The following is a 20,401-nucleotide window of genomic DNA, read 5'->3' as shown; positions in this document are numbered from 1 at the left end:
TATCAAGTTGATAATAATTATCATTATCGTTATCGTTATAAGAGACGTGATGATTTTCAGGTATGGAGGGAGTGACCTCACCAAATGCAGTCTAAAGACAGCATGGACAAACATACAGCTCAGACAGAGAGGGCAGTTCCTGAAGTAGACATAACAGCACGTCCAGTGCTTCGAGCCGGTAGGGTTCGGCAGGCGTTGTTGTTCACAGCTTCGGCTGTATTGTTAGCTTTGGCCATATTCGCCGCCATTTCTCTCGGAGCCAAGGATTTGACCGTAAGCACCGTGTGGTCGGCAGTATTTCACTATGATCGTTCGCTAATGACACATCAGATCATTCACGAGCTGAGATTACCGCGTGTACTCGGTGCAGCTGTTATTGGAGCTGCGCTGGCGGTGGCAGGCTCTCTGATTCAGGGTATTACACGGAACCCGCTGGGAGATACAGGTGTGCTGGGCATTAACGCAGGAGCGATGTTTGTAGTTGCAGTGAGTTTTGCCTTTTTCCCCAATCTACCTTATGGGACGTTAATAGTATTGTCGTTCCTGGGGGCGCTGATGAGTACCTTACTAGTATTTGGTCTGGGAGCATCTGCACCTGGAGGATTGACACCTATGAGATTGACGGTGTCTGGAGCTGTGACGGCTGCCTTGTTAGGTTCCATGACTTCGGGGATTGCGATTTATTTTGATCTAAGTCAGGATTTAGCCTTCTGGTATGCGGGTGGTGTAGCCGGGATTAAATGGTCGCAGCTTGAGATTCTTGCACCGATTTTGCTTATTGTGATCGCCTGGTCTATGGGGCTGGCACGTTCCATTTCGCTGATTTCGATGGGCGATGAGGTGGCGTTAAACCTTGGGTTGAATCTCAGGCGTATCCGGCTTTTGGGTCTGCTGACTGTAGTGGTACTGGCTGGCCTATCTGTATCGGCTGCCGGAGCCATCGGCTTTGTAGGTTTGGTTATCCCACATATTGCTCGCAAGCTAATCGGTGTGGATTATCGCCAGATCGTGCCGCTGTCTGCGTTATTGGGAGCCGTATTACTGGTGCTGGCAGATTTGGGAGCGAGAATGGCAAACCCGCCAGAGGAGCTAGCTATTGGAATTATGGTGTCTTTTATCGGAGTACCCTTTTTCCTCTTTCTCGCCCGTAAGGAAAGGAGGGATTTATAGTGAGACGCTCTTTAGGGACCGGGGATAAAAGGACGACAAAGGCTTGGCTCGTTTGTTTGGTTTTGGCGGGGATCAGCTTTGCTGTCCTTGTTTTGGGTTTGAATACCGGAACGATTCGTATTCCACCGCTACGCGTGCTGGATACGTTGTTTGGCGGTGGCAACGGACGTGATCATATCGTTCTGTTCGAGTATCGTCTGCCTCGTATTGTTGTAACGGTGCTGGCTGGAACGGGACTAGGCGCAGCCGGGGCGGTCATGCAAGGTTTGTCACGGAACGCACTTGCTGATCCGGGAGTTCTTGGACTTCACGCAGGGGCTGCGTTGGGGCTGGTAATGTTCGTTAGTTTTTTTCGCGATCTGGAAGGATCGGCAGCCATGCTGATCCCCTTATTTACCTTTGCAGGAGGTGTCCTTGCGGCGGTGCTGATTGTTTTGTTGTCCTATAACCGCAACAGAGGAATCGTGCCCGTGCGTCTGATTTTGTCCGGCATCGGTGTAGCCTCGGGCCTTAGCGCCATAACGCTGTATTGGTCGTTGCGGCTGGATGAGGATACATACGCATTTACTGCACGTTGGTTGGCTGGCAGCGTATGGGGCCGGGACTGGATACATGCAGCGGCTTTGCTGCCGTGGATTGTCATTGTGTTGCCCTATGTTCTGTCGCAGACGCGTAGCCTGAATAACCTGTCGCTGGGTGACGAGACTGCGGCTGGAATCGGTACAAGTGTGAAGCGTCAGCGCCTATTACTGCTGGGCGCAGCCGTGGCTCTATCGAGTGCCAGCGTATCTATGGCCGGAGGCATCGGCTTTATTGGGCTGATTGCACCCCATCTGGCTCGCCGTCTGGTTGGGCCGATGTACCAGCATTTGCTGCCAGTAGCCTGCTTGGTCGGGGTCGTTATTCTGGTCACCGCAGACACGATTGGGCGTTCGGTGTTTCAGCCGAATGCGATTCCCGCAGGTGTGGTGGTTGCTGTGGTAGGAGCTCCGTATTTTTTATTCCTGTTGTCCCGAACAAAATGACAGAAGGAATAGGTACATATGAAATCAAATGCTGCAAAGGTTGCAACACGCCGAAAAAAACACTAAGTAGAAGCCTTCTATATTGATCATTATAATGTAGAGTTTCTGTAGCATAGGAGAGAGTAATCATGAGAAAGCACAAATTTAAGGGTTCAGGTTTTAAACGTTCATGGGTAGTCACAACTCTTGTTGTATGCATGATCATGCTGTCCGCTTGCGGACAAGCAGCCGACAAACAGGCTACCGATACGAAAGCGGCTGGCAGTGCGCAGACAACCATTAGTGCGGATTCGCGTATTGCTTCGATGTCTATTCATTTGACGAACAACCTGCTGGCACTGGGTATTACTCCGGCTGGTTCGGTCATTGGTGGAGATGTGAAGGATTTTCTGCCCCATGTAAAAGATCGTCTTCAAAGTACCCGTAAGCTAGGTGTTGTCACAGACCCGGATATGGAAGCGGTATTGGAACTTCAACCTGATCATATTTTCTTGGACAAAAAATATTCGGGGACCGATGTGGCCAAGTTTGAAAAAATTGCGCCGACTGAAGTTTTTGATCTGGATGAAGGCACATGGAAGGATCAATTGAAAAAAATAGCCGTTATGGTCAAACATGAAGCACAGGCAGACGCATTTCTAAAAGATTATGATACACAGAAGGAACAAGTCAAAAAGCTGATTCGTTCAAAAATTGGGGACGGAACGGTTATGGCTGTACGTGTGACGGCGAAAGAGGTTCGTGTTATGGGGATGAAGCGTCCCGTAGGACCGCTGTTGTATCAGGACTTGGGCTTGAAGCCAGCCAAAGGTGTAGAAAAGATCAACAAGGCTTATCAGGTTGTTTCCCAAGAGGTTTTACCGGATTATGATGCCGATGCGATCCTTGTTATCATCAGTAAAGGTGCGGATGCCCAAAAGGTATACAAACAGCTGGAAGGAAATGCAGTATGGCAAGGTCTCAAAGCGGTGAAGCAAGGGCATGTCTACATGTTGGACGGACAGCCTTGGCTGGACTATTCCGCGATGGGACATAAAATTGCTCTGGATAATGCAGAACAACTATTTTCCAAATAAGTTCTAAAGTATATCAAGCCGTATTCCCCCATGCAGCTTCTTGCAGACCAGGAATACGGCTTTTTGGCGCACACCCAAGCTGTAAGTCGGTTGCCCGATCGAAATGAAAAGGAGCTGCTACGATCCAAAATGAGACAGCTCCATATAATGAGAATTGCAGGCTATGAACGTTTTTTACGCAGAAAAATTGGTTTGAGTCCAATAAAGCCGATGGCGGCGAGAATTAAATTTACCCAAGGGGAGATCCTGAATACCGGCAGTACACTGCGCAACGCTAGTCCGGCGACAAGAATCACGACAACTAACACAACATACATCAAGATGGATTTAAGATTCATCTGGGGCTTTACAGGGGCATGTTCTGGCTGTTGTGTCTCCTCGCCTTCTTCGGGACGGTCCATAAAATTCATCAGGGCTTCAACGAGTAGAATGGCTCCTGCGGCGATGATGATAAGGGTGGATAGGCTGATTTTTTCAAAGGGTTTGATTTCCCCGCCTGTAAAGGTGACAAACCATCCGATAATTGCCTGTGTCAAAAAAAACATAGACAAGGCAATCCATGCAATAAGCGTATAATTTTTTGCTTTATTCATTTCTTCCTCCTGCTTTATGAGCGTATCCCGGGCTGATGGAACCGCCATTTCGTAACAAAGACAGTATACGTGAGGAAGCGTCGGATGGCAAAAGACTTTATCTATAGAATGTATATTACCGCTGCATTCTCCTCAAACTGGATAAAGGGTGAGCACATAGAGCAACCTGAATATAAACGTTAAGAGGGTGTGGCATCATGAAACTGGAGAACCAGGCAGATTATTCAGTCCAAAAACGATTGGCAAACGCTTCGAACAGGAATAGCGGGGTGGCCTCGTCTACAAATGTGAGTCACCGGAGTGTTCAAGGAACTTCTCCAACCTACCGTATACTGGACGATATTGAAGTGGCTGAGGATACAGAATTTGCAGGTGAACTAGGTACACAGAACTACCGCAGCCTGTGGCATGAGGATGAACATAACGGCGCCTCTTGTAAGCTGGAGTGGGAGGGACGAACGGAGACCCACCAAATGTTTAGGAACAGCTACGAATAACGAATGTCTACTTTAATGTAGTGGATTCACTCTAATAAGTGTAGTGTAGCGTTCTCCGGAATCGCATCGGGGAGCGCTATTTGTTTACTTTTTTAACGATGTGAACTGACAGGTTGACAAGGAAGCAGGGCGATGATAGACTGACTTTACTATAAAACTTATTAAACTTATCGGAATTAAAGTGAATGAATATCCTGGATGGATATTCCACGTTACTATATGAGCTTGAATTCATAAATGTAGTGAAGCTTGAAACAGGGGGAATCAGGATGGAACGGCAAATTGGAATTCGCTTTGAACATGAAGAACTGGCCGCAACAATTCATTATCCAAACCGTACAAATGAGGGAGAGCGTCAGAGACGAGTTCCCCTCGTTGTTATATGTCACGGTTTTGTAGGCAATCGTATCGGAGTAGATCGATTATTCGTCAAGACTGCGCGTGAACTGGCCGAAGGGGGATACTTTGTCCTGCGCTTTGATTTTGCCGGTTGTGGGGAAAGCACAGGTGAATACGGCAAGCAGGGGCTTGAGTCCATGATCAATCAGACACGTACCGTGTTGGATTACGCCGTCAATTGTGCGGACATTGACCCGACCAAGGTGACGCTGATCGGTCACAGTCTGGGGGGCGCGGTTGCCCTTCTCACAGCTGTACGGGATAAGAGAGTACAAAATCTGGTTCTTTGGTCAGCAGTGGGCTATCCATTCAACGACATCGTCAAAATTACGGAGCGAAGCGTGTACGATGAGTCTGTTAAAACCGGTCATGCCGACTATTTGGGCTATAAGTTTACGCCTGCTTATTTTGAGTCGTTAGCTCAATTTCAGCCGTTCCAGGAGGCCGTTAAATTTAACGGAGATGTGCTCGTTATTCATGGCACCTCGGATGATATTATTCCTGTGGATTATGCATTTCTGTTTCAAAAGGTATTCTGGATGCGCCCAGAGGGACGCTGTGATAAAGAGATTATTTTCCAGGGGGATCACACTTTCTCGTCAGGTAAAGAGCGGCAACGGCTCATTGATCGGACACTTGAATGGCTGGATGAGCAGGAAAATATTCAACGGGATTGGCAGCACTGGATGATCTGATTTCAGTGTGTAACGGATTGTATTGGAAATTGCGCCTCCGCCGGAGTAAAATGGAAGAGTAACACTATACTGGCGTGTGGAGGTTGGCAGCGATGACATTACCCTCAATTTTTGTTGCGCATGGTTCACCGACACTGGCTGTAGAAAATAACGCATATACCAGCTTTCTTGCAAAGCTGGGCGCGAGCCTGCCCCGACCCAAAGGAATTGTCATTTTTTCCGCGCATTGGGATAGCCCCGATCAATGTATCGGCGCGGATGATCAGCATGCAGCGTTGCACGATTTCTATGGCTTTCCCGAAGAAATGTACTCAATCGATTACCCTGCACCAGGCGATCCAAAGCTGTATGAGGAGATAGAGCATCTGTTCAGTCAGCATAACCTGTTCCACCAGCCGGTTCGGAACCGAGGACTGGATCATGGGGCATGGGTGGTTTTGCGGCATATATATCCTGATGCGGACATACCGGTCGTACCCTTATCCATTGATTCTCGGCGCGCTCCTCAGGAGCAATACGAGATTGGACGGATGCTGGCGCCTTTGCGAGAACAAGGGATTTTGATTATCGGTAGCGGCGGATTGGTCCACAACTTGCGAACACTCAAGCAGACGAGTGAGCCAGCCGATTGGGCCGTTCAATATGATGACTGGATTGCACAGCAACTCCAAGACTGGAATTTGCGTCACCTATTCCAATATGACAAAAAGGCTCCATATGCCAAACAGGCGGTACCTTCTTATGGAATAGAGCATTTTTCACCTTTGTTTTATGCGATGGGGGCTGCGGATCATGAGCGCTCTGCGCATAAGCTTTTTCAGTCGTATGTCCTTGGCTCGTTGAGTCTCAATTGTTGGGCTTTTGGTCAAGAAAGTGATACGTAAATGTAAAAAAAGAACTTCCGAATCCACATGGTGTGTGGGAATGGAAGTTCTTTTGTGTATTTTGCGTCTTTGATTAATTAGAAGGCACGTTCTTTTTTAGCCAAGTGGATACCTGCGTAGTACGCTGATCTCCATTTTGATCCAACAGTGTCATAAATGCTTTCAGCTTTTGAATGTAGGTACTCTTCGAATCCATATTACGTTGAACGACGAGTTGATACCCTTTTTTGGCATTCGGATGAATCTTCCCGGTATCATAATCGAATAATGGCGTATTGTTCGTGCCATAGAAAGTATAGAAGAAGTACAGATCGTGCAAATTTTTTATAGCTTGTGTACGGTTGGAGTGTGGATATTGGTTTAAAAATGCCTCCTGTGCCAGCACTCGTCCGGCTAACTGTTGGTATCCGATACGGAGCGCGGCATCCTTGGTAGCCGCCTGTCCGGATTCCATCGCCATGATGTCAATATAGCTGCGGATATCTGTCGAGGTGTGCTTCCCGAAGACTTTATATTTTTCATAGTTGATGACTGGGTAGTACATGCCTTCTGCAGTTTCAAGTTTGTAGCCGGCATCTCTTGTTTGAGTTAGCAACTTTTTCAGGTTCGCATCGCTTGAACGGCTGATTACATTTGTGAACGAATCACCGGGTTTATAGATTTGATTTATTTTGGTTTGAACAGAGGCCGGGTATAACGTCTTTGCATAGGAATCCAATTGCTGGTTCTGCGCATTTTCCAGATGAAGCACCATGATGGTAGCTTGAGAGGCTGGAATGGATTGAATATGCTTTTGCAAATAAGTGAATGCCTGAGGTAGCTTGCCGGGTTGGCGTAGTAGCTGCTCGAAGGTCTTGGAGATATGTTGTACACTTTCTGCCTGAGATGTCGTAGTAGACATCGCCGCTTTGGCTGATGTCGTATATCCCAATCCCATAGTCTGCACTGTGAAAGTTACGGCTGCGAGCATGAGATAGGCTTTGGTAATTTTTTTCATGATATAACCCTCCATTACGTTCTTTGATGTAACTGTAGTGTATAGGGTAAATGTATCGTGAGCATTCCATGTTGTATCCAACTTGTAAACGTTTGGAGGGGATGATGAATCCGATAAAAGAGTTCGAGTTAGAAGGAGCTGAAAGACCCCTTGTGAGCATAACAGCGCAAAAAAATAACCATTATCCCGGAGGATAACGGTTATTTTGGGATGTTTAAGCTATTTTTCGACTAGGGTCCGCTGGAAAGGTATCTTTATTTTTACGAAACAGTCCACGCAGGAAGGGCAGTACCCAACGGTCAAAGCCAATTCTTCCGGCATTTGCACCAGCAACTACAAGGAAGATTTCAAACAGCAGGTAGATTGCATTGGTGCTTACTGTACCCGAGAACAGGAACGAGAAGTTCATAACCATAGCCATCAAAGCAGCCAGTGTAGTCAATGTACCGAGAAGCAGGCCAACCCCTACCAAGAACTCACCCAATGGGATCAGGACGTTGAACAAACCTACATTCGGCAAGGCAAAGGCTTCCAGGAACGATCCCCACCAGCCTTGTACAGCGGGATGTTCTCCACCTGTTTTAGCAATGGCCCCCGAGATAAATCCGCCTGCATCGAATCCACCTGTCAGCTTTTCAAGTCCGTGGGTCATCCATTCATACCCTAGATAAACCCGTACTACAGTCAGCAACCACATTGCGACTTTGTTCTCACGTAACCAGCTGTTAAACATTCAAACCACTCCTCTTTCTTAATCTATAGTGTTGGTTGTATTTCATTTTGTTGGGGATGATCATCTTTGCTACACCTTTATTGTAGTAGGTTCAGTTACAGATATTTGTGATAAAAATCACAAAGTCTAAATATTTTTTAAATTTTAATGTCTTTAGATAAGTATTCTATAGATTACTCACGCTTCAATCAAGACAAAAACAGGAAATAAAGCTTATAATGAGAAAAATAACTAAGTGGAGGGATGAACTTGTCCGGGCCCATTTCCCAACGAAATCATTGGTTGCGTGTGATGGCCTCAGCTCTGTTATGCATGATGCTGATGTCTTGTTCTGCTATGTCCAATACGGGTGAATCTGAATCCGTTCCCCAACTGACCAAGCAAGAAACAGAGAAGGAGGCACTTGAACCGCCGAAGGAGCAGTCTATTCCGGTATTTACAGCTCCGCTCACCGGTCTTCCGGTGGAGCAGCCAGTTTTGGAGCGACCGCTCGCTGTCATGATCAATAATGCTCCTGCTGCACGTCCACAGGCAGGACTTAGCCAGGCAGACATGGTATATGAAGTTCTTGCAGAAGGCGGGATTACCCGTCTGGTCGCTTTTTTCCAAAGTCATGGCGGAGATGTAAAGATCGGACCAGTCCGTAGCATTCGGCCGTATTTGATTGAGCTGGGCGAAACCTATGGCGCGTTGCCGATACACGCAGGGGGAAGCACAGATGCCTATGCGATTTTACAGCAGCAGCGGAAGGAACATCTGGATGAGATTTCAAATGGAGGGGCTTACTTCTGGCGAAGCAAAGATCGTCGTCCTCCACATAATTTATACACAGACGTGAACAGACTGCGCAAAGGAAGCGATAGTAAAGGGTATGCCAAGCAGACGGACGTTCCAGTATATTCTTACCTTAAATCCGGTGAAACCCCAGTTATGGTGGACGAGACTGCAGTATCTTTACAAATCCGGTTTTTGCTTAAAAGCTATCGGGTATCTTATACCTATGATCCAGCGGATCAACAATATAAGCGTTTTGTGAACGAAAAGTCACATGTGGATCAAAATAATAACCAACAGCTCTCAGCAGCCAATGTCATTGTGATGAGCGCTAGACATCGAACGTTGGATGATGTAGGCAGATTAAGTGTTGAGTTGGACGCTAGCGGAGAGGCCATGGTGTTTCAACAAGGACAGTTAATACAGGCTGAGTGGCAACATACACCAGGCGATGCGATTCGTTTTATGAAAAATGGGGTTGAAATCCCGTTAACACCAGGTACATCCTATATACATGTGGTACCTGCAGATACTTCACTAAAGGAACATGTAACCATAGAAGCGAATTAGAAAACGAAATACACCTTTTTAGGGAAAAAATGTCGGATAATGACCTTCCATGTCGGGCACTGTATACGTATATCATGAAATTTGCTTTTACAAACATTACAAAAACATTGATGAGTGTGATAAGATAGCAAAGGTTGTCTATTGCAGTCGAAACAGGTTGCGGATATTTTCGTAAAGGGGTAATCGTTATGAGATTGAAGAAAAAGGATATATTCTTCGAGACGTTGGAAAATATGGCAGATACGATCGTGCAAGCAGCCGATTATTTTGCCCAACATACTTCAAATCTTCAGGATGTAACTTTGTTTACAAATGAAATGAAGAAGTATGAAAATAAGTGTGATGATTACACACACACGATTATTACTGAGCTGAACAAGACCTTCATTACGCCGTTGGAACGCGATGACATCATGGAACTGACAACAACCATGGATGATGTGTTGGACGGTCTTGAAGCGACGGCTTCTCGTTTTTATATGTACAATATTACGGAGCCGGACGAGTACATTGTGCAGTTCGCTGATATTTTGCGTCAATCAGCTTACGAAATTCAGAAAGCTGTGCATTTGCTTTCACAGAAAAAATTGCTGGCCATTCGTGAATACACTATTCGCCTGAATGATTTGGAAAATCAGGGGGATGAATTGTTGCGTATTTGCATTAAAAACCTGTTTGCAACTGTAACTGACCCTATTGAACTGATTAAACGCAAAGAATTGTACGAACGCCTTGAAACGACAACGGATTCATGCGAGGATGTTGCAAATATGCTGGAATCCATCATTATGCGTAACTCGTAAGGGAGTCCTTTTACATGGATACAAGTTTATTGGTATTGGGTATTGTTATTTTTCTTGCTCTGGCTTTTGATTTTATTAATGGTTTTCATGATACGGCGAACGCGATTGCAACTTCGGTATCGACCCGTGCATTGACCCCGCGACGTGCGATTATTATGGCTGCGGTCATGAACTTTCTCGGGGCAATATTGTTTACAGGGGTTGCGAAGACCATTGGTGGAAGTGTCGCTGATCCAACCAAGCTTACGAATGGAATTGAAATCGTCATTGCGACGCTGATCGCTGCGATTATCTGGAACCTCTTAACCTGGTGGTTCGGTATTCCTTCATCCTCTTCTCATGCATTGATTGGTGCATTGGCTGGAGCGGTGTATGTAGGTGCGGGATCGGATAAATTAAACTGGAGCGGCTTCATCGGGATTGTCGAAGGGCTTATTTTCTCCCCGTTGATTGCTTTTGTTGTCGGTTACATCGTGATGATGATTTTAAAATACATCTTCGCTCATCGTAGTCCGCATACGGTGAACAAAGGGTTTCGTACAATGCAGGTCATTACGGCAGCGCTTCAGTCGTTCACGCATGGTACGAATGATGCTCAAAAGGCGATGGGGATTATTACATTCGCACTCGTTTCGGCGGGGTATCAGGACCATTTGGAAGTGCCCATGTGGGTAAAAATTTCAGCCGCAACAGCGATGGCGCTGGGTACGTCTATCGGCGGCTGGAAAATCATCAAGACGATGGGAACCAAGATTTTTAAAATCGAGCCAATTAATGGATTTGCAGCCGACATTTCGGGAGCCTCGGTTATTTTCACAGCTACATTGCTTCATTTGCCCGTAAGTACCACTCATGCCATTACTTCGGCTATTTTGGGTGTGGGTTCTGCGAAGCGCTTTTCCGCTGTGCGTTGGTCGCTGGCCGGTCGAATTATTATTACTTGGGTCATAACCATACCGATTGCTGCGCTGTTATCTGGATTGATTTTCAAAATTCTTTTCTAGTCCATTATTATTTCTTGAAAAAAAGGTACACACTATAGAATACACAATAAGCTTCCGTCCGCTTTTTGCGGCAGGGGCTTATTGGCATTCTGGGACAAAACTGCTTCTTTAAAGTTTACACATCCAGATAGTTCCATGAAACGTTTTTCAAAAAATACCTGACATCAAAGTAGTCAATTTTTAATAACTCCTGTAGAATAAACAGAAAACTTTGAACCGTTCAACTGACTGGAGGAAATTATGCAAAAATCTAGAAAACTAATAGCACTCATGATTTGTTTGTTTTTTGTGGTTGCCTTGGCCGGTAATTTCGGTGTAGTGGCACATGCAGAAAATAAAACAAAGTATGATATCGGCACGGATACAACGTTCGCGCCTTTTGAGTTTGAAGATGTAGATGGTAAATTTGTCGGTATCGACATGGATTTGCTGGCAGCTATTGCCAAGGATCAGAATTTTGAATATACCATTAAGCCTCTTGGCTTTAACGCGGCAGTGCAGGCCCTTGAAACGAATCAAGTGGATGGTGTCATTGCCGGGATGAGTATTACCGATGAACGCAAGCGGAAATTTGATTTTACCGAGCCTTATTTTGATTCAGGCGTCGTCATGGCGGTCCGCAAGGATAATGATACAGTTAAACGCTATGAAGACTTGAAAGGGCAGCATGTCGCTGTCAAAACAGGAACGGAAGGTTACACATTCGCAGAATCCATTAAGGCCAAATACGGCTTTACTACAGTACCGTTCGACGATTCTTCTCAAATGTATGATGAAGTTAAAACAGGTAATTCGGTTGCCTGCTTTGATGACTATCCGGTACTGGCATACGGTGTAAACCAGAATAACGGCCTTAAGCTGGTAACAGATAAGGAAAAAGGTGCTTCTTACGGGTTTGCTGTTAACCAAGGCAAGAACCAAGAGTTGCTGGAGAAATTTAATGCAGGGCTTGTTAATCTGCGCAATAGCGGGGAATACGATAAAATTTTGGCTAAATACCTTGGCGAATCGGGCAAAGGTGTGGCGCCTGTAGAAACCAGCCGCTGGGGCCTGATTTCCGCTTCGCTGCCTTCGCTGATTAAGGGCATGGGAAATACGTTGCTGTACACACTTGTATCTTTACTCGTAGCCTTTATCCTAGGATTGGTGTTTGGCTTTATGAAAGTAAGCCATAACAAGGTGTTCCGTGGTATTGCAACTGTTTTCGTCGATATATTCCGCGGTATTCCGCTGATCGTGCTTGCTTTCTTTATTTACTTTGGTATTCCACAGGCACTGGATTTCAAAATGCCGCTTTTTGTCGCGGCTGTATTGACGTTATCCCTGAATGCGGGTGCGTATGTAACTGAGATTATCCGTGGTGGTATTCAGTCCATTGATCCGGGACAAATGGAAGCAGCTCGTTCGCTTGGTCTACCCTATCGGACGGCTATGCTTAAAATCATTTTGCCACAAGCTGTGAAAATCATGATCCCGTCGTTTATCAATCAGTTGGTTATTACGTTGAAGGATACGTCCATTTTGTCTGTTATCGGTTTGGTCGAATTGACCCAATCGGGTAAGATCATTATTGCGCGGACATTCCAATCCTTTGATATTTGGCTGGTAGTAGCGGTGATGTATCTTATCGTCATTACAGTCCTGACCAAAATTTCCAACCGTCTTGAAGGGAGAGTTCGCCGTGGGTAAAATTATCGTTAAAAACCTGAAAAAAAGCTATGGTAGTAATCAAGTGCTAAAGGGCATCGACATGCAAGTACGTGAAGGCGAAGTTGTGTGTGTCATTGGCCCGTCTGGTTCGGGGAAAAGTACGTTTTTGCGTTGTATGAACATGCTTGAAGAAATTACCGCAGGTGAGGTCATTGTTGATGACTACAACTTGAGTGACAAAAACGTGGACATTAACAAAGTCCGTGAAAATATAGGTATGGTATTTCAACATTTCAATCTGTTTCCGCATATGACCGTGCTCAAGAACATTATGTTCGCGCCGACTGAACTGGGCAAACAGTCCAAGGCAGAGGCCCGGGAAACGGCTATGAAGCTGCTGGATCGTGTAGGTTTGGCCGATAAGGCAGATGCATTGCCAGGACAGCTTTCCGGCGGTCAGAAGCAGCGTGTGGCGATTGCACGTGCGCTGGCAATGAACCCAGACATTATGCTGTTTGACGAGCCTACCTCGGCGCTCGATCCTGAAATGGTGGGCGAAGTGCTCGGCGTAATGAAAGATCTGGCACGTGAAGGCATGACGATGATGATCGTAACGCATGAGATGGGTTTTGCACGCGAAGTAAGCGACCGTGTTGTGTTTATGGACGGTGGTTATATCGTAGAAGAAGGAACGCCACAAGAGGTATTTGGTAATCCGAAAAATGAGCGGACCATTAGTTTCTTAGAAAAAGTATTGTAAGTGGGCAAGGTTTGCCGTGAGTGCAGGTAAGGACGTAGTGTGCGATCGCTCCGCGATCCATTTGATCTTTCGATCGCTGTTGCCCCTGAATTTTTTGGATTGTATAAGATCTTATAAGGTGAAAATTCAGAGGCAAAGGCGAACGTTGCCGCTTCTACAGATTCAAATGGACCGCTACGCTACTGCCGCTAAACCCGCTAAACCTGCTCCTTCTTGTTCTTACAAAAGTCTGTCCCATTCATTCGGGGGGAGCAGAAGGAGGAATTAGCACATCGCTTTGATTGCTGCGCCGAGGGAAATAGCGAGACAAGCAACATATGACTGCGTAATGGCGCTTGTGTACATCTTTAGAGAGCGCGAGTGATGATTTTTCATTTTTGATGTTTATTTTCATAAGTGGAGGGCTTGCTTTGAAGATAAGGACTGCTCATCATGAGGATATTCCGGCTTTGGCTTATCTGATGGAGGAGCTTGGTTATCCTACATCTGTAGAAGATATGAAGATGAGATATGATCGTATCGCTTCTGACCCTAACTACCATACTCTGGTGGCTGAGGATGAAGGGGAAGTCGTTGGGATGGTTGGACTACATGCTGATATCTTTTATGAAAGAAATGAAGATTACGCGCGTATCGTCGTTTTTGTGATGGATTCAAAGCATCGTAATAAAGGCATCGGCAAGGCGTTAAATCAGGAAGCGGAAGCTTGGGCTAAAGAGAACGGTTTGGTTGCCATTGCTTTGAACAGTGGTAATCGAAGTGAGCGACAGGATGCTCATCATTTTTATCGCCGATTAGGATATGAAGCGACAAGCACAGGGTTTGTGAAAAGGATTTAATCTATAATGAATTGATTATTTTATAAGGATATCTTGGGAGGCATGTTGGCCCTTAGATATCCTTTTCTTTATTAAAAGGAATATAGAACTTGAGATTTGTATAATGTTAATTGGCTTATATAAAATATAAATAACATATCAGACGGAAGTGTAAGCGAGGGGGGCGTACGGTGATACGTACATTGGCTATAGGTCATGATCATCAGGTAACAGTGGGAAAACCATTGGATCAGATCGTTATGGACGATTACATATGGATGTGGGTAGATTTTAGCGAGCCTACAGATCGCGAGACGGAGCTGCTGACGAGTTATTTTCATTTTCACCCATTGGCTGTGGAGGATTGTATGCATGTTCTGCAACGTCCCAAATTGGATTATTACGAGGATGTGCAGTTTCTGGTCGTGCATGCGCTTGATGTAGATACGTTAGCTGCGGAAGAAGTGGATATGTTTATTAGCAGTCGTTTTTTGGTTACATATCACCATCATGAGTTAGAGGAGCTGGATCAAGCCTGGGAGCGGATTGTCCAGCATGCGAATGAACGCAAAATATGGTCGCGAGGACCGCTGGCTGCAGCCTACACGGTGATGGACAAGCTGGTAGATAACTATTTTCCGAGCCTTTTTATGATTGAGGATGAATTGGCCGAGCTGGAGGGCTTGGGCGGTCGCGAATCCGTAGAGGAATTAATGAAGCAGGTGTTTGACCTGCGTGGCAGGCTGCTCAAGCTGCGTCGTACCATCGTACCCATGCGTGATCTGATGTACCGAGTTTTGAATTCGCAGCATGTGCAGGGCCAAGGAGATCATATGGCTTATTTTACCGATATATATGATCATTTATTGAAGCTGACAGACATGCTGGAGGCCGACCGCGAGATGACAGCCGACCTGAGGGACAGTTATATATCGCTCAATTCCAATCGCATGAATTCAATTATGAAGACGCTGACCGTAATTACGACCGTTTTTATGCCCTTGACGCTGATTGCAGGAATCTATGGTATGAATTTTTCGAATATGCCCGAGTTGGGCTGGAAATATGGATATTTTGGTGTACTGTTCTTCATGTTTTTGTTGAGTGTTGCAATGGTGGTCTGGTTTATGCGCCGAGGCTGGTTCAAATAGTATAGTCTACTTTCTTTTGCGCTTGCGCGGACGTCTGCGCGTGGTGGTGGTGCTTTTGCGCTGTGTCTTTTTCCGACGTGGGCGTGGTGGTGTGTATTCGTCCAATTCCTCGGTGATATCTGTTGCAGAATTTTTGCTCGCGGATTTGCCGAATGCTGGGAGCGAGCCCATAATCAGCTTCGCCATTGGAGCAAATTGCTGCACACTGGACATGACCTTTTGCACCTTGCCGACCGTAGCAACAATTCCATCAATACCACCCATACGGTCAATGAAGCCTTTGATTTCGTTGAGATTACTGAGGTTGCCAAGACCTCCAAGCAGTCCTCCTTTGGCTGGAACCGGGTCTGGTGTGACCACGGCAGAATCCGTAATACTCGCTGGCGCCTCGTAAGGAACCAGCCCGGAAGAACCGGCTTGCGGAACCTCGTTGTATGGATCGAGTCCGGGATAAGGAGACGAACTATACGGATCGGAAAGGGAACGCTGTAGCGGCCTCCGATGATAGTAGTGTCCAGGCATGAGATCACATTCCTTTGCAGGTTGATACTCTACTGTATGTTACAAACGCACAGTGGGTTTAGGCGCGTGTCCCGAAATCAGGTATAAAAGCGGATTTGGGCATTCGTACGGTACGTTTCTATGGTCATAATGTTGTTCTGTAATGCGTGAAACCGTTAATGCTTGAAAAACCGACTATTCCTCGGGTACAATGAGGAGAGATCGTAACCTTGGGAGATGATAATCCATGCAGCTTAAGAAGCTTAATGATAAAAGTATTGATCAATTGTTCGAAGCTATTTTAACTCTTAAAAATTTGGAAGAGTGCTATGTATTTTTTGATGATCTGTGCACGATTAATGAAATTCAATCCCTCTCCCAACGTCTGGAAGTTGCCCGCATGCTAGGCAAAGGCAGCACATATAATCAGATTGAAGCAGAGACAGGAGCCAGTACAGCCACCATTTCACGTGTTAAACGTTGTCTGAACTATGGTAATGATGGGTATAAAATGACTTTGGAACGTCTGGGACGCTAATGCGGAGCCCTGGGATACTGGTAATCAGCCACGGCTCTAGGGAGCCATATTGGGTGGAACAGGTGGATCAGGCAGTTGCAAAGCTTCATTTGCCGGAAGAAATACCAGTAGAGGTTTCATTTTTGGAAACGGTTAAAGAAAGATTGATTCAAAATGGTATTGACCGTCTGGAAGCCTTGGGCGTAACAGATATATTGGTTATACCTTTGTTTGTGTCATCAGGCAGTACGCATGTAGATGAGATTAGCTATGCGCTGGGTGTCAAAGATGCGCCGGACAAAGAAACAGATTTGAAGCCGTTTCGAATGAAGGCGCGAGTGCATTTTGGCAGCCCGCTGGATGACGGAGAAGATGTTGCCCGCATGGTGTGGGACAAGGTTCGCCCGCTATCGGCCGACCCTGCGAGAGAGGTTATTTTACTCGTAGGTCACGGCAGTGTGCACAACGGCTTTTTTCAGCGCTGGGAGCAGGGGATTTCTTCGTTGGCCCGTACGGTGCAAAGCGTGAGCGGTATCATCACGGACCACGCTTTGCTAAATCCCGAGAGTGTGTACGACAAGGCAGCGTATTGGAATCAGGAGCGGGGTCATGATGTTATTGTGGCACCGCTATTTTTGAGTTCTGGATATTTTACAAGTCACATAATTCCTAAACGCTTGCAGGGGCTCGAATACCGTTATTCAGGAGATCCTTTATTGCCGCATCCTTTGCTCACAAGCTGGATGGATAGACAAGTTCGTGAATTATTGCAAAGTGTGCAGAAGCAAGCAAGGTCAAGTCATAGGTAGTCTGGTTCGGCTATAGCGTCATCTTAGCCTTAAATTTCCTTATTTGGGCAAAGTCTGGCTTCTTTTATTGTAAAAGAGGTCTTTTTCCAGTATGATGATATTTTGTACAGACTGAATGTGATGAACTGCTATGTGAATATAAATATCATTAAATATACGGGTGGCGTAACGGAATGAAAAGAGCTAGATTAATCTATAATCCGACCTCTGGGCGTGAGGAAATGAAGCGTCGTCTTGCGGATGTTTTGCAGCGCCTGGATGAAGGTGGTATTGAAGCCTCTTGCCATGCAACTACGGGTGAAGGGGACGCAACGCGTGCCGCAATAGAGGCCATTGAGCGTGGGTATGACATGATTATCGCCGCTGGTGGCGACGGTACATTGTATGAGGTCATTAACGGGATGGCTGAAAGAGAGAACCGCCCGCCCCTGGGTGTGTTTCCTCTGGGGACGACGAATGATTTCGCCAGGGCACTGGGCATCCCCAAGCACTGGGAGGATTATTGCGACCTAGTTATTCGTCAGAATCCGAAGCCACTGGATATCGGAAAAGCGAACGACCGCTACTTTATCAACATTGCAGGCGGGGGAACTTTAACCGAGCTTACGTATGAAGTTCCGAGCAAGCTAAAAACGATGATTGGCCAGTTGGCGTATTATTTTAAAGGCATGGAGAAGATGGTCAGCCTTGCTCCACAGGAGCTGATCATCAAGGCATCGGGTCAGGAAGTGATCCACGACGAGTTTATGCTCTTTCTGATTGCGAATACGAATTCGGTGGGCGGGTTTGAAAAGCTTGCTCCTGGGGCGACAATAGATGATGGGCTGCTTGACGTCATCGCTGTGCGGAAATGCAATCTGGCGGAAATGATCCGATTGGTAACACTTGCGCTGCGTGGTGAGCATTTGCAGGATAAGAAGATTGTTTATTTTAAAACAGATTACATGGAAGTGACCTCACCCGGCTACGTCCAGCTTAATCTGGATGGCGAACTGGGCGGTACCTTACCAGCGACTTTCCGGAATTTACCTCATCATTTGAATGTTTTCCGGTGAGAAATAAGTAGGAAATGCTTCTGTTTCCGGGCGAAAACGCAATATAGTATACGGAATGCAGAGCAGGTAGTTGTTTTTGTGAACATATTGGTTCTTGCCGTTCTCCGTGGGGGAGTAACGGCATTTTCGAGTTGATGTTTGTATACTTGGATGACGTTAGTATTGTATGTAGCGCATAAAAAGAAGATCAGAAAGAAGTGACAATCATGACGAATAACCGTAGCGGACGTGGAAAAAGCCGCCGGAATGCAGCGACAGCAACTCCTGTTCAAGGAAATCAGCACATAAAGACTATGAAGGCGACAAGAGAGAGAGAACCGGAACAGTCTCGGGTTAGAGCTGGAAATGGGCTGCTTCAAGCCGAAATCAAACATAAAAATGTAAATGTGAATGAAGTGGCTCGGAAGAAAAGGGAAAATGGACAAGATTCTCGTCGCTCTTCCAGAGGTGGACGGAGTCAGGAAGCTTCCAATCGTATCCGATCCAGTGCAGAGCGTACCGATCTGCCAGTGCAAAAGAATGATGAGGCCGTGATAGACATCATCGGCATGAACCACGATGGCGAAGGCGTAGGACGTGTCGAGGGTTTTACGCTGTTCGTTCCAGGTGCGTTACCGGGTGAAAAGGTACGGGTAAAGGTGCTGAAAACGAAAAAGCAGTATGGCTATGCCAAGCTGCTGGATATTGTACAGGCTAGCCCTGACCGGATTGCAGCTCCGTGCGCCATCTACGATCAATGCGGTGGCTGCCAGATCCAGCATATGAGCTACGAAGCGCAGCTGGGCTGGAAGCGCCAGCATGTCGTGGATGTGCTGGAGCGTATCGGGAAGCTGAGTGTGAATGGTGACGACGGCACGTCCGTTGATTTGCCGCACGTACAAGGTGTAGTGGTGCATCCTACGCTTGGTATGAGTGAGCCGTGGCGGTATCGCAATAAAGCTCAGGTCCCAATTGGTGTCACCGAGGGCGGGCTTGTCGGCGGCTTCTACGCACGCGGCAGCCATCGAATTGTGGATATGAACACCTGTCTCATTCAGGACGAGCGTAATGACGAAGTTGTCGCACGTGTCAAAGAGATTGGCCGAATGCTGGGCATCAGTGCATATAATGAAGAAACCGGACGCGGGCTGCTGCGCCATGTCGTTGTAAAGACTGCTTTTCGCACGGGTGAAATGATGCTGGTGCTCGTGACGAATGGGCGAGATATTCCGCATGCAGATGCGTGGATCGGTAGTATCCGTGAGCATATCCCACACGTGGCAAGCATATGCCAGAACGTGAATACGAAGCGAACGAACGTTATTTTTGGCGACGAGACTCGTGTACTGTGGGGTCGTGACGTGATCTACGACTACATTGGAAACGTACAGTTTGCGATTTCCGCGCGATCCTTTTATCAGGTGAATCCCGTACAAACGGAAGTGCTGTATAGCAAAACCGTCGAATATGCCGGGCTCACGGGCAAAGAAACGGTAATTGATGCGTATTGTGGCATCGGCACGATTTCTTTGTTCCTCGCTCAGCATGCGGACCAGGTGTATGGGGTGGAGATCGTCAAAGAAGCCATCGACGATGCACGGAGCAATGCGCTATTGAATGAAATGCGCAATGTGAAATTTGAGGTAGGCGCGTCCGAAGACGTCATTCCTGCATGGAAAGAGCAAGGCATCACCGCCGACGTTATCGTCGTCGATCCGCCCCGTAAGGGCTGCGATCCACGCCTGCTCGACACCATTCTGGAGATGAAGCCAGAACGCGTGGTGTATGTATCCTGTAATCCAAGCACACTGGCACGGGATTTAAGGATATTGGAGGATGGCGGGTATAAAACAGTGGAAGTACAGCCTGTAGATATGTTTCCGCATACGGTGCATGTGGAGTGTTGTTCACTATTGGTCAGAAAAGACTAATAGTTGAGGT

General features: G+C 46.5%; 21 protein-coding genes. 17 read left to right on the top strand and 4 right to left on the bottom strand.

Going from position 1 to position 20,401, the window contains the following annotated elements; translation table 11 throughout:
* The first annotated feature begins 102 nt into the window (after positions 1 to 102).
* The 3 genes from ACQW03_RS07000 (at position 103) to ACQW03_RS06990 (ending at position 3,271) form a co-directional block, all read left to right on the top strand.
* A complete protein-coding gene (locus ACQW03_RS07000; protein WP_420538172.1) occupies positions 103 to 1,170 on the top strand; it encodes a FecCD family ABC transporter permease in 1,068 nt (355 codons plus the stop codon).
* On the top strand, positions 1,170 to 2,195 hold the full coding sequence (locus tag ACQW03_RS06995) for a FecCD family ABC transporter permease (protein WP_441948942.1): 1,026 nt from the start codon (positions 1,170 to 1,172) through the stop codon (positions 2,193 to 2,195). Before ACQW03_RS07000 ends, ACQW03_RS06995 begins: the two co-directional genes overlap by 1 nt.
* 128 nt (positions 2,196 to 2,323) lie before the next feature.
* Positions 2,324 to 3,271 carry an ABC transporter substrate-binding protein gene (locus ACQW03_RS06990; protein ID WP_441948940.1) on the top strand — a complete coding sequence of 316 codons (948 nt, stop codon included), beginning with the start codon at positions 2,324 to 2,326 and terminating at the stop codon, positions 3,269 to 3,271.
* A 161-nt stretch (positions 3,272 to 3,432) separates the two neighbouring features.
* Here the strand turns inward: ACQW03_RS06990 and ACQW03_RS06985 are convergent, their stop codons facing one another.
* The gene (locus ACQW03_RS06985) at positions 3,433 to 3,864 is read right to left on the bottom strand and encodes a hypothetical protein (RefSeq protein WP_441948938.1); all 432 of its coding nucleotides are present in this window, start codon (positions 3,862 to 3,864) and stop codon (positions 3,433 to 3,435) included.
* A gap of 197 nt (positions 3,865 to 4,061) precedes the next feature.
* On the opposite strand from ACQW03_RS06985, the gene ACQW03_RS06980 reads away from it, so the two are divergent.
* The 3 genes from ACQW03_RS06980 (at position 4,062) to ACQW03_RS06970 (ending at position 6,339) form a co-directional block, all read left to right on the top strand.
* Positions 4,062 to 4,361 (top strand): hypothetical protein, encoded by a 300-nt coding sequence (locus ACQW03_RS06980; RefSeq protein ID WP_071639586.1) that lies wholly within the window; start codon positions 4,062 to 4,064, stop codon positions 4,359 to 4,361.
* A 269-nt stretch (positions 4,362 to 4,630) separates the two neighbouring features.
* Positions 4,631 to 5,455 carry an alpha/beta hydrolase gene (locus tag ACQW03_RS06975; protein ID WP_071644203.1) on the top strand — a complete coding sequence of 275 codons (825 nt, stop codon included), beginning with the start codon at positions 4,631 to 4,633 and terminating at the stop codon, positions 5,453 to 5,455.
* A gap of 92 nt (positions 5,456 to 5,547) precedes the next feature.
* The gene (locus ACQW03_RS06970; RefSeq protein ID WP_023987081.1) at positions 5,548 to 6,339 is read left to right on the top strand and encodes a dioxygenase family protein; all 792 of its coding nucleotides are present in this window, start codon (positions 5,548 to 5,550) and stop codon (positions 6,337 to 6,339) included.
* Positions 6,340 to 6,412: 73 nt separating this feature from the next.
* On the opposite strand, the gene ACQW03_RS06965 is transcribed toward ACQW03_RS06970, so the two are convergent.
* Both ACQW03_RS06965 and ACQW03_RS06960 read right to left on the bottom strand, forming a co-directional pair.
* Positions 6,413 to 7,336 carry a hypothetical protein gene (locus ACQW03_RS06965; protein WP_441948935.1) on the bottom strand — a complete coding sequence of 308 codons (924 nt, stop codon included), beginning with the start codon at positions 7,334 to 7,336 and terminating at the stop codon, positions 6,413 to 6,415.
* Positions 7,337 to 7,550: 214 nt separating this feature from the next.
* Positions 7,551 to 8,069 (bottom strand): DoxX family membrane protein, encoded by a 519-nt coding sequence (locus ACQW03_RS06960; RefSeq protein ID WP_071639588.1) that lies wholly within the window; start codon positions 8,067 to 8,069, stop codon positions 7,551 to 7,553.
* Between the two features lie 249 nt (positions 8,070 to 8,318).
* Between ACQW03_RS06960 and ACQW03_RS06955 the strand changes: the two genes are divergently transcribed.
* From ACQW03_RS06955 to corA, 7 genes are all read left to right on the top strand, one after another.
* Positions 8,319 to 9,413, top strand: a complete 1,095-nt coding sequence (locus ACQW03_RS06955) for a DUF3048 domain-containing protein (RefSeq protein WP_441948933.1) — start codon at positions 8,319 to 8,321, stop codon at positions 9,411 to 9,413.
* Between the two features lie 188 nt (positions 9,414 to 9,601).
* On the top strand, positions 9,602 to 10,216 hold the full coding sequence (locus ACQW03_RS06950; protein WP_007428879.1) for a DUF47 domain-containing protein: 615 nt from the start codon (positions 9,602 to 9,604) through the stop codon (positions 10,214 to 10,216).
* A gap of 14 nt (positions 10,217 to 10,230) precedes the next feature.
* On the top strand, positions 10,231 to 11,220 hold the full coding sequence (locus tag ACQW03_RS06945) for an inorganic phosphate transporter (protein WP_071639590.1): 990 nt from the start codon (positions 10,231 to 10,233) through the stop codon (positions 11,218 to 11,220).
* 240 nt (positions 11,221 to 11,460) lie between these two features.
* On the top strand, positions 11,461 to 12,909 hold the full coding sequence (locus ACQW03_RS06940) for an amino acid ABC transporter substrate-binding protein/permease (protein WP_441948930.1): 1,449 nt from the start codon (positions 11,461 to 11,463) through the stop codon (positions 12,907 to 12,909).
* Positions 12,902 to 13,630: an amino acid ABC transporter ATP-binding protein gene (locus ACQW03_RS06935; RefSeq protein ID WP_061830844.1), complete on the top strand. Its 729-nt coding sequence runs from the start codon at positions 12,902 to 12,904 to the stop codon at positions 13,628 to 13,630. The genes ACQW03_RS06940 and ACQW03_RS06935 overlap by 8 nt, the downstream gene beginning before the upstream one ends.
* A 410-nt stretch (positions 13,631 to 14,040) precedes the next feature.
* The gene (locus ACQW03_RS06930) at positions 14,041 to 14,469 is read left to right on the top strand and encodes a GNAT family N-acetyltransferase (protein WP_025721202.1); all 429 of its coding nucleotides are present in this window, start codon (positions 14,041 to 14,043) and stop codon (positions 14,467 to 14,469) included.
* A 170-nt stretch (positions 14,470 to 14,639) separates the two neighbouring features.
* Positions 14,640 to 15,599: a magnesium/cobalt transporter CorA gene (gene corA / locus ACQW03_RS06925; protein ID WP_071639592.1), complete on the top strand. Its 960-nt coding sequence runs from the start codon at positions 14,640 to 14,642 to the stop codon at positions 15,597 to 15,599.
* A gap of 6 nt (positions 15,600 to 15,605) precedes the next feature.
* Here the strand turns inward: corA and ACQW03_RS06920 are convergent, their stop codons facing one another.
* Positions 15,606 to 16,121, bottom strand: coding sequence for a hypothetical protein (locus ACQW03_RS06920; RefSeq protein ID WP_053324668.1), 516 nt, complete (start codon positions 16,119 to 16,121; stop codon positions 15,606 to 15,608).
* Between the two features lie 226 nt (positions 16,122 to 16,347).
* Between ACQW03_RS06920 and ACQW03_RS06915 the strand changes: the two genes are divergently transcribed.
* The 4 genes from ACQW03_RS06915 to rlmD all read left to right on the top strand — a co-directional run bounded on the left by ACQW03_RS06915 (position 16,348) and on the right by rlmD (position 20,391).
* On the top strand, positions 16,348 to 16,638 hold the full coding sequence (locus ACQW03_RS06915) for a YerC/YecD family TrpR-related protein (protein ID WP_007428885.1): 291 nt from the start codon (positions 16,348 to 16,350) through the stop codon (positions 16,636 to 16,638).
* Complete coding sequence (locus ACQW03_RS06910; RefSeq protein WP_028542001.1) at positions 16,638 to 17,426, top strand: sirohydrochlorin chelatase; 789 nt, start codon at positions 16,638 to 16,640, stop codon at positions 17,424 to 17,426. The genes ACQW03_RS06915 and ACQW03_RS06910 overlap by 1 nt, the downstream gene beginning before the upstream one ends.
* Positions 17,427 to 17,599: 173 nt before the next feature.
* On the top strand, positions 17,600 to 18,481 hold the full coding sequence (locus ACQW03_RS06905; RefSeq protein ID WP_013308843.1) for a diacylglycerol kinase: 882 nt from the start codon (positions 17,600 to 17,602) through the stop codon (positions 18,479 to 18,481).
* A gap of 206 nt (positions 18,482 to 18,687) precedes the next feature.
* Entirely contained in the window at positions 18,688 to 20,391 is a 1,704-nt protein-coding gene (rlmD, locus tag ACQW03_RS06900) for a 23S rRNA (uracil(1939)-C(5))-methyltransferase RlmD (RefSeq protein WP_441948926.1), read from the top strand.
* Positions 20,392 to 20,401 lie beyond the last annotated feature (10 nt).

Origin of the sequence: Paenibacillus sp. DRB1-1 (assembly GCF_052119485.1) — a bacterium.
GTDB lineage: Bacteria > Bacillota > Bacilli > Paenibacillales > Paenibacillaceae > Paenibacillus > Paenibacillus polymyxa_B.
The sequence above is the reverse complement of the archived record's forward strand: the minus strand, read 5'-3'. Positions and strand labels throughout refer to the sequence as shown.

What these genes read in the sequence shown, in the direction of transcription:
- ACQW03_RS06975 (WP_071644203.1), top strand. Translation starts at nt 4,631, where the DNA reads ATGGAACGGCAAATTGGAATTCGCTTTGAACATGAAGAACTGGCCGCA.
- ACQW03_RS06980 (WP_071639586.1), top strand. Translation starts at nt 4,062, where the DNA reads ATGAAACTGGAGAACCAGGCAGATTATTCAGTCCAAAAACGATTGGCA.
- ACQW03_RS06970 (WP_023987081.1), top strand. Translation starts at nt 5,548, where the DNA reads ATGACATTACCCTCAATTTTTGTTGCGCATGGTTCACCGACACTGGCT.
- ACQW03_RS06960 (WP_071639588.1), bottom strand. Translation starts at nt 8,069, where the DNA reads ATGTTTAACAGCTGGTTACGTGAGAACAAAGTCGCAATGTGGTTGCTG.
- rlmD (WP_441948926.1), top strand. Translation starts at nt 18,688, where the DNA reads ATGACGAATAACCGTAGCGGACGTGGAAAAAGCCGCCGGAATGCAGCG.
- ACQW03_RS06945 (WP_071639590.1), top strand. Translation starts at nt 10,231, where the DNA reads ATGGATACAAGTTTATTGGTATTGGGTATTGTTATTTTTCTTGCTCTG.
- ACQW03_RS06905 (WP_013308843.1), top strand. Translation starts at nt 17,600, where the DNA reads ATGAAAAGAGCTAGATTAATCTATAATCCGACCTCTGGGCGTGAGGAA.
- ACQW03_RS06990 (WP_441948940.1), top strand. Translation starts at nt 2,324, where the DNA reads ATGAGAAAGCACAAATTTAAGGGTTCAGGTTTTAAACGTTCATGGGTA.
- ACQW03_RS06920 (WP_053324668.1), bottom strand. Translation starts at nt 16,121, where the DNA reads ATGCCTGGACACTACTATCATCGGAGGCCGCTACAGCGTTCCCTTTCC.
- ACQW03_RS06985 (WP_441948938.1), bottom strand. Translation starts at nt 3,864, where the DNA reads ATGAATAAAGCAAAAAATTATACGCTTATTGCATGGATTGCCTTGTCT.
- ACQW03_RS06965 (WP_441948935.1), bottom strand. Translation starts at nt 7,336, where the DNA reads ATGAAAAAAATTACCAAAGCCTATCTCATGCTCGCAGCCGTAACTTTC.
- ACQW03_RS07000 (WP_420538172.1), top strand. Translation starts at nt 103, where the DNA reads ATGGACAAACATACAGCTCAGACAGAGAGGGCAGTTCCTGAAGTAGAC.
- ACQW03_RS06950 (WP_007428879.1), top strand. Translation starts at nt 9,602, where the DNA reads ATGAGATTGAAGAAAAAGGATATATTCTTCGAGACGTTGGAAAATATG.
- ACQW03_RS06910 (WP_028542001.1), top strand. Translation starts at nt 16,638, where the DNA reads ATGCGGAGCCCTGGGATACTGGTAATCAGCCACGGCTCTAGGGAGCCA.
- ACQW03_RS06915 (WP_007428885.1), top strand. Translation starts at nt 16,348, where the DNA reads ATGCAGCTTAAGAAGCTTAATGATAAAAGTATTGATCAATTGTTCGAA.
- ACQW03_RS06940 (WP_441948930.1), top strand. Translation starts at nt 11,461, where the DNA reads ATGCAAAAATCTAGAAAACTAATAGCACTCATGATTTGTTTGTTTTTT.